Origin of the sequence: Sulfitobacter brevis (genome assembly GCF_900112755.1) — a bacterium.
Lineage (GTDB): Bacteria > Pseudomonadota > Alphaproteobacteria > Rhodobacterales > Rhodobacteraceae > Sulfitobacter > Sulfitobacter brevis.
Window position 1 is genome coordinate 1 of record NZ_FOMW01000034.1, and the last position, 11,668, is coordinate 11,668.

Here is an 11,668-nt window from a genome sequence, read left to right on the forward strand (position 1 = left end):
AGATCGAAGCGCGCAACCCTGACAAGCGCATCATTCATGTCATCTGGGACAACGCGGCCTACCACAAAGGCCCCGATGTCAGAGCCTTCCTCGCCAGGGCAGCTTGCCGTATCCATCTGATCCAGCTGCCGCCTTACTGCCCTCATCTCAATCCAATTGAGCGGCTTTGGGCCGTCTTGCATCAATACGTTACCCACAATCGCTACTACCCAAGTCAAAAGCAGTTCGCCGACGCCATCCTTGCATTCATGCGTGAAACCATCCCGCAGGAATGGACGAAGTTCCGCGACAAGGTCTCAGACAACTTCCGCGTCATAACCCACAAAAACTTTCGGGTTTTGAAGTAGAGGCGGTATAGAGCTATGAAAAAGACCGAACTTTCACGAAAAGGCGAAAGGAGGCTCGCGGCCCGCTCAAAGTCGAGCGGCTCCGAGATTGATGCTTTTTTAAAACAGGCAAAACAACTCGCGCCGGCTCAGGACGCAGCGCGGGGGCGGATGATATTTGCCCTTGATGCAACTATGAGTCGCCAAGCGACGTGGGACATCGCCTGCGCCCTTCAAGGCGAAATGTTCTCGGCTGCTGCGTCGGTTGGCAATCTATCGGTACAGCTTGTCTACTTTCGCGGTCACAGGGAATCCAAGGCTTCTCGCTGGGTCAACAACGCCGAAGGCCTGCGCGGTCTGATGGAAAGAATCGATTGCCGCGGCGGTCTGACGCAGATCGCAAAGGTTCTTTCGCATGCCAAGCAGGAAGCCGATAAACAACCGTTGGCGGCTTTGGTCTACGTCGGCGATTCAATGGAAGAAAACATGGATGAATTGTGCGGAATCGCCGGAGAACTAGGCCTACGCGGGGTCAAAGCATTTGTCTTTCATGATGGTAGGGACGCACATGCCGAAATTGCATTTCGCGAGATCGCGCGGCTAACCGGCGGTGCCTATTTACCTTTTGACAGGAACTCGGCTGGGGACCTGAAGGCGTTGCTCGCAGCCGTGGCCACATATGCAGCGGGCGGTCGAAAGGCACTGGAAGCGGCCAGCAGCGCAACGGCGAAGCGGCTTCTTGCTGATATGCGTTGATGCAACCGTTACTGACCTTCCTCGCAGGTGCTGTTGGTTTTGCAATTTCTCTTTGGATTGTTCGCAGTGTGCTGCGCTCTATTTTTCCTGCGATCACCCAGAATTCACTTGGTGTTTTGCTGATCACGGCCGGTATTTGGCTGATTTTCATTCGTTTGGTCGCACTTGCAATTCCTATGTTAATCTTGGGAGCTGTTCTGCTGCTGTCAAGAAATGCGGCAATTGCGAAGAGATCGACGACGCGAACATCCCAAGTGCGTTCCGCGCATTTGGAAATGATCCTCGACCATGAAACTGGGAGTATCGATGGGGAGATCTTGACTGGGACCTTCCAAGGTCAAGTCCTGTCGGACCTCGCGCTGCAGGAACTACTCCGATTTCACGCCGAAGTTCAGACTGATGAAGAGACTGTGAAGCTTTTCGAGACCTTCCTTGACAGCGCCCATCCAGATTGGCGCGATCAAATGGAACAGAGTGCGGCTCGCGACGAGTATGCATCGTCACATTCAAGAAAGCTGAGCCGGGATGAAGCGTATCGGTTGCTAGGGCTTGAGGCTGGGTCCAGCAAAGCGGATATCCGGGAGGCATATCATAGGCTCATCAAGCGGGTTCATCCTGATCGTGGCGGCTCAGCTGCCTTGACGGCCCAGATTACTGAAGCAAGAAACAGGCTTCTTGGCGACCAGCAATCACTCGACTGAACGGTCGATCACTCGGCGTCACCCCAATATCCGCCGTCGGCCGATACCATCAGTTGAACGAGCCTGCTGCAACGACCGGAATGTCCGAAAGTTGCCTCTTAAACCTTTGTTCGATCACCCGAGGGCGCATCTGAGGCATACTGGGAACCTTTTGTTAGCTGGCGAACACCAGGTGCGGGTCAATTGCGGCTCCACCCGCCCGCGGCGTCAGCGATAGACGATCCCGCCGTCGGTGATGATCGCCTGCCCTGTTATGTAATCGGAATCCGGTCCGGCGAGGTATGAGACCAGTGCGGCAACATCGTCCGGCGTCTGCGCCCGCCCCAATGCAATTCCGCCCACGTATTTCTCGTAGGTCTCGCCGATGGGCGCACCGGTCAATTCAGAAAACCGCTTGTCGATCTCGACCCACATATCCGTGCCGACGATGCCGGGACAGTAGGCATTCACCGTGATGCCATCGTTGGCGTATTCCTTGGCCGATGCCTGAGTCAGCGCACGGACTGCAAACTTCGTCGCCGAATAGACGCCCAGCATCTCAAATCCATCGTGTCCGGCAATCGAAGACGCATTGATGATCTTGCCCTTATGGCCCAGCGATTTGAATTTCGCAGCGGCAGCCTGGATCCCCCAGAGAACACCTTGGATATTGATTTTCAGGATGAGCTCTACGTCCTCCGGTGTTACATCTGCGATTGGATCGACCTGTGCGATACCAGCGTTGTTAACCATGATGTCGAGCCCACCGAGTGTCTTTTCGGTATGCTCTACCGCGGCATAGACCTCCGCACGGGCGCTGACGTCGGCCTTGAATGTTGTGGCCTTGCGGCCAAGCTCTTCGATCTCGGCAGCGACTTCTGCCATCTTGTCGGTATTGATGTCGACAACAGCGATATCGGCGCCGTCTTTTGCCAGGCGCAAAGCAATGCCTCGTCCGATCCCTTGGCCAGCGCCAGTCACGAGCGCAACTTTTCCTTTAATTGTCATTCTAGAATTCCTTTCTGCTTAAGCTCGCATGTACCCGTCGGATCCACCCACCATGTCTCCATCTAATCAGAATTGAGGCCGCCTTAGCCTAACACCGATCAGCACTCGGTCGCGAAACTTGCTGTAGGGATTTTGGAGCTACCGCGCTGTCGACCCCTTGCCGCCACGAAGGCGGAAGATAATCGCCTACCTGCGAGTGATGACAACCGGATCAATACAATTTTCGCCAGCTTCACGGCGAGAAATGGACACCGGGCTAAGGCCCTTAGAAAAGGAATACCACAATGCAGAATATTTCAGCCGGCCTTGTCGCCGGATTTATTGCGACTGTCGTCTTATCGGCTCTGATGATTGTAAAAGGCATGATGGGCGTGATGCCCGAGCTGGATGTCGCCGCCATGATCGGCAACATGATGGGCTCGTCCGTAGCGGTCGGATGGATCGTGCATTTCATGATCGGCACAATTGCCTGGGGCGTTGGATTTGCCCTGCTCTACGGACTGATCCCTGGCGGCAACGCGGTCGTCAAAGGCATCGTCTTTGGCGTGGCAGCATGGCTTGGCATGATGATCATTGTGATGCCAATGGCGGGCGCAGGCCTGTTTGGAATGAATCTAGGCGTCATGGCACCGATAATGACGTTGGTACTGCACATCATATTCGGGGCCGCTCTGGGCGGCGTTTATCAGATGCGTGCAAACCTCCCACTTGCGCATTGAAAGCATGATCGGTGCTATGTGGGGGATTCCTCACAGGACCCGTCCACACTTTGGCAGGAGGAGTCATGCATCGTGAACCGTCGAGTGGTAAAGTTCTCCCCATTGAGCTCTTCGATACGGTCGCCACTCAGCGGTTCTTCGAGCGTGCAATTGCAGGAAGTGGCGTTTCAGAGCGCGGTTTCATTGATAAATGCTGCCACAATCTGGCTGGCTTACAGAGCCTGAACGTGATCCTGAAACTCACAAAAGCTGGACAGGACATCAAGATTCTGCAGGTCAAATACCTCAAGGACATCCTCGATGCGGATCACCGGCCCGATGCTTCACTTCAAAGCCTTCCATTCGGCCACCACTATATTCGCCGGGATCGGAACCGCGCACATGATCCGAAAGGAGAAGTTCGGGGCTAATGAGCTTACAGCCTTGCAGCCTGTAAAGTCATCGTCATGGCTGCAGTGGCGATCCGGGTCAGTGCACTTTTCATGCTGGTCATGCCTGAAACAATTCTGGCGGCTTCTGGCGCGCCCCGCCTTTTAAACGCGCCTTTGATTCAACAGCCTTGTTCTGACTCTCGCAGGGCAACCCGAGCAAGAAAGCTATTTCCATGACCGGCCCCCAACTCCTGATCTTCACCATTCTCACGGCTATGATGGCGCTGTTTCTGTGGGGGCGGTTCCGCCATGACGTGGTGGCGTTGGCGGCACTCCTGACCTGCGTCATCACAGGATTGGTTCCGGCAGGCGTTGCATTTGCGGGCTTCAGCCACCCTGCGGTGATCACGGTGGCCTGTGTGTTGGTGCTCAGCCAAGGGTTGCGAAATACCGGTGCTGTGGATTGGCTGGCGCGCAGCATCCTGCCGCGCGATGCAGGGCGGATGACAACTATGCTGGCGCTGATTGGACTGGGCGCGGCGCTGTCAGGCTTCATGAACAACGTGGGGGCGATGGCGCTTTTGATGCCAATCGCAATGCAGCTGTCGGGTCGGCTAGATCTAACGCCTGGACAGGTGCTGATGCCACTTGCCTTCGGCACAATTCTGGGGGGCATGACCACGCTTGTGGGCACGCCGCCGAACCTTATCGTTTCGGGCTTTCGGGAAGAGGCCGGGCTGGGCCAATTCGCCATGTTCGACTTCGCCCCTGTGGGCGTGGTCGTTGCGGCCTTGGGCGTTCTCTTCGTCGCTGTCATTGGCTGGCGGCTGGTGCCTGCGCGCAAATCTGACGTTGGTGACGGTTTTGACACCGGTGCCTATCTGACCGAGGTGCGCATACCCGAGAAAGGCAAGGCAGTCGGCCTGACCTTGCGAGACTTCGAGGCCGAAATAGAGGACAGTGGTGCACAGATCATCGGTCTGGTGCGCAATGAGGTGCGCATAACAGCGCCACATGGCGGGCGTCGTATTCACGCGGGTGACATTCTGGCGCTGCAGGCCAATGTCGACGCGCTGGCCGAGGCGCTGTCGGTCTTCGGCATTAAGCTGGAAGAGGAGAAAACGTCATCGGACGGAGAAGGCGAGAAGACAGACGGCGCGTCCAAAAAGACATCGCAAGCGGCCAAAGCGGAAACGGCTACAAAAAAGGATGACAAGGCCGAGGACACAGACGAGAGCGATGATCGCGATGAGGATATTGTGCTGCGAGAACTGGCCGTTCTGCCAGGCTCGACCATTGTCGGGCGTTCGTCCAGTGACCTGTGGCTGCGGACTCGCTATGGGCTCAATCTGTTAGCCGTTTCGCGCGAAGGGCGCCCGCCGCAGGCGCGGCTTCGCAATCTGAAGTTGAAATCCGGCGATCTGCTGCTCATCCAAGGCCCGGTCGAGATGATTGCTGAATTCATTAAAGATACGGGCTGCGTGCCGCTGGGCGAGCGCGAATTGCGCATCCCTGACAAGCGTATGGCAGTCATCGCCGGGGTGATCACGTTCGGTGCGGTCGGTATTGTGACGCTGGGACTGCTGCCTGCCGCCGTGGCTTTTGCGCTTGGGGTTCTGGCCTCGATGCTTTTGCGCACTGTACCTTTGCGGCGGATTTATACCTCTATCGACTGGCCGATCATCGTGTTGCTAGCAGCCCTGATCCCAGTTGCGGGGGCGATGCAGACGACTGGGGCCGCCGATCAACTGGCGCGGTTTCTGGTCGAAACCATCGCGCAGGGTAACCCTGTCGCCGCGTTGGCAGTGGTGTTGATCACCACCATGTTCCTGTCAGACGTGATGAACAACGCCGCTACTGCGGCCATCTTGTGTCCCATCGCCCTTGGCATTGCCGCAACACTTGGCGTCAATCCTGACAGCTTCCTGATGGCTGTCGCGATTGGCGCGTCCTGCGCCTTTCTCACGCCAATCGGGCATCAGAACAACACGCTCATCCTTGGCCCCGGTGGTTTCCGGTTCGGTGATTATTGGCGGTTGGGACTTCTGGTCGAGGTTATCGTGGTCGTCGTCAGTATTCCGCTGTTGTTGATCGTCTGGCCAATGTAAATCTGCATGGACAGGCCTTGCACAATCAATTGGCCCATGGAGTCGGGAATGCTCCAGCACTCCCACGCTGTGATGTAAGCTGGATAATTAACTGAATTTTCAAAGCGTGGACATCTGCTGAATGGCATAAAAGTCCGAATCAAACAGTTCGCGCGCTCTGCGGCGAAGGTCATGTGTGGATGGCTCCTGCATAGCAAGACATTTTTGATCCGATTTGTGCATTTGTCAGAAGCAGTCATGTGTCCGGCCTGTTTGCGCGGTTTTGACCGCTGGCCCTGATGGGTTCCGCAAACCAAGTCCCTTACAGCTTAGCGGGCAATTGCGCCCGGGACCTTCGACGGGGTGTCTCGGTTTTGGCGGCAGACTTATGCACCATCATCTCGCGGGTCTTGCTAACTCTTTGTTCTTTCTCCTTTAGGCCTTGTGTGGGGTGTAAGGTTGGTTGCGAGTTAGAACTGTCCAGACGATCCTTGCCGTTTTGTTGGCCATAGCGACAGTCGCCAAGCGCGCGGGTTTTCGCTCCAGCAGCGATATCAGCCACTTACTTGCGCGCTCCGGGTGCGATTTGGTCTGTCGGACAAGTGATGTCATGCCAACGACCAACAATGATCGTAAGTATTGATCACCCATTTTTGTAATGTGGCCCAGCTTCTCTTTACCGCCGCTGGATTTATTCGCAGGCGTCAAACCAAGCCATGCTGCAAACTCGCGGCCATTGCTGAACTGATGCCCATCTCCAATGCTGGCGATGATCGCGGACGCCGTCACAGCACCAACGCCTGGGATGGTACGCAACAACCGCACACGCGCGTCTTCCTTGGCAATCTGCTTCAGGCGCTCCTCGTACCAGCGCAGACGAGTATGCAATGCCGTGAGCTGCTCGCACAGATTGTGGATCACGTCGTTCGCGATATCAGGCAGATCCAAAACCTCACCAGCCAGTATGTCCTCGGAAAAACTGATGACCCGTGCGAGACCTCGCGCGATATACACACCAAATTCGGCGACCATTCCGCGTAGACCATTGATGAGTTGGGTCCGCTGGCGAACCAAGAGGCTCCGCGCACGATGGACCGACAATAGGGATTGTTGTTCGACGGTCTTGATCGCCACAAAACGCATTGTAGGTCGGGTAACTGCTTCACAAATGGCTTCCGCATCGATGGCGTCAGACTTGCCGCGTTTCACATATGGCTTCACGTATATCGGTGGGATCAACCGAACGTCATGCCCGAATTTAGTCAGCTCGCGTGCCCAATGATGCGCGCTGCTGCAAGCCTCCATACCAATCAAGCAGGGCTCAAGCTTGGAGAAGAAAGACAACAACTGCGCCCGTCTCAAAGGTCGATTGAAGGCGACCTCGTCGTCTTTGGTGATCCCGTGAACTTGAAAAATGTTCTTGGCCAGATCAAGGCCGATTGTGGTAACTTGCATGGGGTGGCTCCTCTCATTTGCAGGTTGTGACATCTGCAGTATGACGCATTGCGACGTCGGTTGGAGCAGGAGCCATCCACACCATCAGCTAACCCAAGATGTTGCCGACTTGTTCTTTAAGACGCCCAAAAATACAGCTTCGGTCCGGTTAGGCCGATAATGGCGCGGCTGGTATGGCCGAGGTCGACCATCGGATTGTAACCTAGGGGCTGTTGACGTTCACCGTATTTGAATAATTGTTGCCGCAATCGAGATGAAGGCTTTGAAGCTCTGATCTGTCTTGCAGGAGCGCATGGCTATCCCTCTGTTTTCCTTCAACTTGCCGAAGTAATTCTCGATCAGGTGTCGCCATTTGTAGGTTTCCTTGTCGAAGGTTGCGGGAAACTTTCGATTGGATTTCGGCGGTATGACGGGGATGATGCCACGTTCCAGCAGGTCATTTCGCAACCAATCTGCATCGAAAGCTCTGTCCGCCAGCAAGTGCCCGGCAGACAGATCACGGACCAACGTATCAGTCTCGCGCAGATCGTGAGCCTGCCCAGGCATCAGGCAAAAATCAACGAGGTTGCCGAGCGCGTCTGTCAGCGCCAGTATTTTCGTCGTTATGCCCCCGCGAGAACGCCCAATGGCCTGGCAAAGAGTCCCCCTTTTGCGCCCTGACCTGAGCGGTGGACCTTGACGATGGTTCCATCGATCATGGCGTATTCTAGATCTGCGTCCGAAGTTAATGCCTTGAACATATGGTGGAAAGTATCCGCTTTAACCCACCTGCGGAACCGCTTGAACACAGAGTTCCATTTGCCAAATTCATCCGGCAACTCGCGCCACTGAGCCCCGGTGCGAACGATCCAAAGGACCGCCTCAATGAATAGCCGGGGGTCACGACCAGTTTGTCCCGGATCGGTGGATTTCCCCAAACAATACGGTTCGATAATTGCCCAATGCGCGTTGGTTAGGACTCTTCGGGTCAAGGCTGCTCTCCTCTGTTTGCAACCTTGAATCAGAAGTTAGGCGATTTGTGAATCCCGAACGTCAACAGCCCCTAGACGAACCAGCGGGACACTGTTGAGTTTATGTAAATTACCCACCAACTAAAATCCATGGTGTGCCGATCACCATGAAAATCACAACGTTAGTCAGGACTATTAGGACCCGCTATTCAAAGCCTTGGTGCCAGCTGATAGTAAGCCCGCAGCGTGTCCAGCCATGAACGGTTGAGCATATCAAAGTGCTCGAGCGCCGGCGCTTCGCGTAGCAGTTTCTCAGTAACGTTCATCACCACATGACTGCCGCCCTTGGCCAGATGAAGCAGCCGATCATATGGAACAACCATCTGCTGTGCAGAAATCGCCCCACCGGTGTCGATCACCAGATGCGATAGGGATCCAGTCTTAGGATCGAACAAGATATCGATCACGGTACCGACTTCGTCGTCATGACCAAAGACCGGCAAGCCCACCCAGTCACTAAGGCGCGCAAATCCGTCCACTTTCCGATTTCCGGGGATCTCTGGACCGTCTTGTGTCTCATGCCAATTGAGAGTGGCGAAACCAGCGTAGCCCCCGCCCAATGGACCAACCATGATCGGCGGCATCTCCGCCATTGCCGTGTGCCCGAAGACTTTAGGGTCGGACCATTCCGGCGCGGCTTTGATGGCGTCGGGACTGATTTCAACTGGCCACTCACGATTGCTTTCGTCAGGTTCGCCCATCAAACGCGTTGAAACTACCACCTCGAGATCATCGAACCACCCGCCGACGTCGAGAGCGACAAATTGCAAGAGGCCCTGCCCTGCATCAAAGAAAATTTCCTTAATTGGGAAACGCACGTCCTTTGCGGAGGCCTTGTGACGCAGCATATCGGTCATTGCGAATAGAACCGGAGACCCTGGGGTATCTGCAGCGTTGTTTGCGGTTTTCGATACGAATTCTGTCATTTTTCGATGTCCTTCCTGCAGCAGCCAAAACGCATGGCCCCGCCAATTGTTGAAAAGATGGGACGCTACGGTAAACTAACCGTGGTCTTGACCTCGTATTAATCGTTTGTATTCCGCCCAGCATTGAAACGACTGTTTTTGGTCAAGCCGCCTGGGGATCTTCCATCTGGGAAAGCATGTAGGTAGGTTCGCCCATTTTCTCGAGCAAACTCATCTGGCGGGTCAGCCAATCAACGTGACATTCTTCTTCGATCGCTATGTCCTCAAACAGGCGACTGGTGCCGATGTCACTGTCATTAGCCGCGTCTCGTGCTGCCTGCGTGTAGAACTGCACCGCACCGCGTTCCTCGCCAAGATCAGCGCGAAACAGCGCGTCGAGTCCTTTTGCCTGGATCGGTGCCTTGGCGGCTTCTACTTTGGGCATTCCCTCAAGATAAAGAATTCGATCGATAAAACGACCGGCATGGCCCAGTTCCTCGCTCATTTCTTCGCGCATTCTTTTGGCCAATCGATCAAGCCCCCAGTCGTCCAAAACATGGGTGTGCAGAAGATATTGCTGGATCGCTGTCAGTTCCATCGACAGCGCGGTTTGAAGGTTCTCGATGCTCTTGCTGGTATTGCTTTTGGTCATTGGGTTCAGTCCTTTGTTACCAAATTTGCTTGGGTAGGCAGATTAATTAACCGAAACGACCCATCGCCTTGCCAACCGCAACACCAAGATCATGCCAAGTAGATTGCAGTCCACTCAGGTCATCGGTTGCCCCGTTTTCTTGTGCTTTGCGGACATCGTCATATTGCTTCTGGCTCTTTGCGAATTTTTCCTTCAGCTCTTCGACTTCGCGCAGATAAGCGGGCTTTGCCTCCGCGGCGGCACCCGCAGCCTTAGCTTCAAGCTGTGCGACTTGAGCCTTCCATTCGGCGAGTTGGCTTTCAAATTTCTCAAATTGAGCTTCTGAATTAATCATGTATTTGTCTCCTTGCTGATATCGGCTTGAGCACCAATGCGCGCCTATCATGACTCCTACTTATGGGAATTCCTGAAAGTAACACGCCGTCCACACTCTGCACTGATGTCGATCATGCCCAACAAAACTCAGTTTGAGCGCCCCTATCAGGGTCATATCGCCTGCTGCGCCTTTGCTATAGAAACCGGTACCATGCCCGCGCTCGCGTCCACGATCTCTTGGCAAACCCGATCAATAGCATTCTGCGTTCAGGCGTTATAAAAGAGGCTATGCAGCTCACTTTACTGCGACGCTTCTCAGGTTCTTCAGAGGGTGCCCTACGTTTAACAACAGTACCGGTTTCCAGACAGTAGCGCTCTGATCCAAATCAGCGGACCCTCCGGTGAAATCCTGCTGGCGGTCAGATGCGACTATTGTGTTTTCATCTGATCGGAAATGAGGCCGCCGGAGACTAAGGAGACCTTCAACAATAATTGCTACATTTAGTCGAGGTTGCGGGGTTTGATGGTGTAGTTCCATTCTGGATGGAAGGCGTTTCCTTCGATGGCGAGGCTATCCATTTCGGCATTGGTGATTTTAACGCCCTTCTCGTAAAGGCCATCGTCAAGTGCGCATTCTACCTTCAGTCCAGCGTTCGTCGTCGTCGCTCCGATCAACTCTACGACTGCCATTCGGCTGGATAACGGTCGGCCGCGCCAGTTCTGTGTAATATGGCAAAACATCCGATGTTCTATGCGGTTCCACTTGGATGTGCCTGGCGGATAGTGATGGACATGCAAGACGAGGCCGGTTTCGTCCGCTAACCTCTGCAGTTCCACCTTCCACAACCGGACGCGCGCACCATTAGATCCGCCGCAGTCAGCCGTAATGGTCAGTTCGCGCATGTCAGGATGGCGCTGCAGGCCCATGCGCTGACGCCAAACACGGATAGAATTGACGGCGAAAGCCGCCGTATCGGCGGTGACGCCGACACTGACCCAGCCAGTATTGGTACCGACGTCGTAGACACCGTAGGGCACCACCTTGCCGAGTTCCGAGCTATTGTCGAGTCTGGTGTTTGAGGCTTGTCGGTCATGCGGCGATCTGGCTGGGTTTGGTAGTTTCAATTCCGTCTTTGAACGTAACGCCTGTGATGACTTTGGCGAGGTAGTCAAAGCCGCGTAGCTTCCGCCAGTTTTCCTCAGCGCATTGTCCCAGCTTGAACATCATGTGCAGCATTCCGTCGCGTGACAGGCAGCCTTTTGAGCGCTTGGTGCGGTGCCGGATCGTGGCAAAGGCGGATTCAATTGGGTTACTGGTGCGGATGCTTTGCCAATGTTGAGCAGGAAAGTCGAAGAATGCCATGAGTTCTTCGCGGTCTTTTTG

13 protein-coding genes and 1 pseudogene are annotated in these 11,668 nt (G+C 54.8%); 6 read left to right on the plus strand and 8 right to left on the minus strand.

The window, feature by feature from the left end:
• The 3 genes from BM174_RS19745 to BM174_RS19755 all read left to right on the plus strand — a co-directional run.
• On the plus strand, window positions 1-347 hold a 347-nt coding region (locus tag BM174_RS19745), incomplete at its 5' end, for a transposase (RefSeq protein WP_177209553.1).
• A gap of 15 nt (window positions 348-362) precedes the next feature.
• On the plus strand, window positions 363-1,082 hold the full coding sequence (locus BM174_RS19750; RefSeq protein ID WP_093925540.1) for a vWA domain-containing protein: 720 nt from the start codon (window positions 363-365) through the stop codon (window positions 1,080-1,082).
• Entirely contained in the window at window positions 1,082-1,783 is a 702-nt protein-coding gene (locus BM174_RS19755; protein ID WP_093925541.1) for a DnaJ domain-containing protein, read from the plus strand. The genes BM174_RS19750 and BM174_RS19755 overlap by 1 nt, the downstream gene beginning before the upstream one ends.
• 207 nt (window positions 1,784-1,990) lie before the next feature.
• Here the strand turns inward: BM174_RS19755 and BM174_RS19760 are convergent, their stop codons facing one another.
• Window positions 1,991-2,770 (minus strand): acetoin reductase, encoded by a 780-nt coding sequence (locus BM174_RS19760; protein WP_093925542.1) that lies wholly within the window; start codon window positions 2,768-2,770, stop codon window positions 1,991-1,993.
• 284 nt (window positions 2,771-3,054) lie between these two features.
• On the opposite strand from BM174_RS19760, the gene BM174_RS19765 reads away from it, so the two are divergent.
• From BM174_RS19765 to BM174_RS19775, 3 genes are all read left to right on the plus strand, one after another.
• Window positions 3,055-3,489 carry a DUF6789 family protein gene (locus tag BM174_RS19765; protein WP_093925543.1) on the plus strand — a complete coding sequence of 145 codons (435 nt, stop codon included), beginning with the start codon at window positions 3,055-3,057 and terminating at the stop codon, window positions 3,487-3,489.
• Between the two features lie 65 nt (window positions 3,490-3,554).
• Window positions 3,555-3,899 carry a hypothetical protein gene (locus BM174_RS19770; protein ID WP_093925544.1) on the plus strand — a complete coding sequence of 115 codons (345 nt, stop codon included), beginning with the start codon at window positions 3,555-3,557 and terminating at the stop codon, window positions 3,897-3,899.
• Between the two features lie 194 nt (window positions 3,900-4,093).
• Window positions 4,094-5,968 (plus strand): SLC13 family permease, encoded by a 1,875-nt coding sequence (locus BM174_RS19775; RefSeq protein WP_093925545.1) that lies wholly within the window; start codon window positions 4,094-4,096, stop codon window positions 5,966-5,968.
• 414 nt (window positions 5,969-6,382) lie between these two features.
• On the opposite strand, the gene BM174_RS19785 is transcribed toward BM174_RS19775, so the two are convergent.
• The 7 genes and pseudogenes from BM174_RS19785 to BM174_RS19815 all read right to left on the minus strand — a co-directional run.
• The gene (locus BM174_RS19785; RefSeq protein WP_093925546.1) at window positions 6,383-7,402 is read right to left on the minus strand and encodes an IS110 family RNA-guided transposase; all 1,020 of its coding nucleotides are present in this window, start codon (window positions 7,400-7,402) and stop codon (window positions 6,383-6,385) included.
• A 219-nt stretch (window positions 7,403-7,621) separates the two neighbouring features.
• Window positions 7,622-8,373 (minus strand): IS5 family transposase gene (locus BM174_RS19790; RefSeq protein WP_218152957.1). Its coding sequence is split into 2 segments (ribosomal slippage): window positions 7,622-8,040 and window positions 8,040-8,373, totalling 753 coding nucleotides; the frame shifts between segments, so codons are not numbered across the junction.
• 188 nt (window positions 8,374-8,561) lie between these two features.
• Window positions 8,562-9,338 carry a PRC-barrel domain-containing protein gene (locus tag BM174_RS19795; RefSeq protein ID WP_093925547.1) on the minus strand — a complete coding sequence of 259 codons (777 nt, stop codon included), beginning with the start codon at window positions 9,336-9,338 and terminating at the stop codon, window positions 8,562-8,564.
• A gap of 142 nt (window positions 9,339-9,480) precedes the next feature.
• Window positions 9,481-9,969 (minus strand): bacterioferritin, encoded by a 489-nt coding sequence (locus BM174_RS19800; RefSeq protein ID WP_093925548.1) that lies wholly within the window; start codon window positions 9,967-9,969, stop codon window positions 9,481-9,483.
• Between the two features lie 46 nt (window positions 9,970-10,015).
• On the minus strand, window positions 10,016-10,303 hold the full coding sequence (locus BM174_RS19805) for a sll1863 family stress response protein (protein ID WP_245766462.1): 288 nt from the start codon (window positions 10,301-10,303) through the stop codon (window positions 10,016-10,018).
• Window positions 10,304-10,785: 482 nt separating this feature from the next.
• Window positions 10,786-11,337, minus strand: a pseudogene (locus BM174_RS19810) (ISAzo13 family transposase); the annotation flags it as partial.
• A 37-nt stretch (window positions 11,338-11,374) separates the two neighbouring features.
• A partial coding sequence (locus BM174_RS19815) for a transposase (RefSeq protein ID WP_177209426.1) occupies window positions 11,375-11,668 on the minus strand: 294 nt, incomplete at its 5' end.

Excerpts from the sequence above, each read along its gene's own strand:
- BM174_RS19760 (WP_093925542.1), bottom strand. The coding sequence starts at position 2,770 with ATGACAATTAAAGGAAAAGTTGCGCTCGTGACTGGCGCTGGCCAAGGG.
- BM174_RS19785 (WP_093925546.1), bottom strand. The coding sequence starts at position 7,402 with ATGCAAGTTACCACAATCGGCCTTGATCTGGCCAAGAACATTTTTCAA.
- BM174_RS19775 (WP_093925545.1), top strand. The coding sequence starts at position 4,094 with ATGACCGGCCCCCAACTCCTGATCTTCACCATTCTCACGGCTATGATG.
- BM174_RS19800 (WP_093925548.1), bottom strand. The coding sequence starts at position 9,969 with ATGACCAAAAGCAATACCAGCAAGAGCATCGAGAACCTTCAAACCGCG.
- BM174_RS19765 (WP_093925543.1), top strand. The coding sequence starts at position 3,055 with ATGCAGAATATTTCAGCCGGCCTTGTCGCCGGATTTATTGCGACTGTC.
- BM174_RS19795 (WP_093925547.1), bottom strand. The coding sequence starts at position 9,338 with ATGACAGAATTCGTATCGAAAACCGCAAACAACGCTGCAGATACCCCA.
- BM174_RS19770 (WP_093925544.1), top strand. The coding sequence starts at position 3,555 with ATGCATCGTGAACCGTCGAGTGGTAAAGTTCTCCCCATTGAGCTCTTC.
- BM174_RS19755 (WP_093925541.1), top strand. The coding sequence starts at position 1,082 with ATGCAACCGTTACTGACCTTCCTCGCAGGTGCTGTTGGTTTTGCAATT.
- BM174_RS19805 (WP_245766462.1), bottom strand. The coding sequence starts at position 10,303 with ATGATTAATTCAGAAGCTCAATTTGAGAAATTTGAAAGCCAACTCGCC.
- BM174_RS19750 (WP_093925540.1), top strand. The coding sequence starts at position 363 with ATGAAAAAGACCGAACTTTCACGAAAAGGCGAAAGGAGGCTCGCGGCC.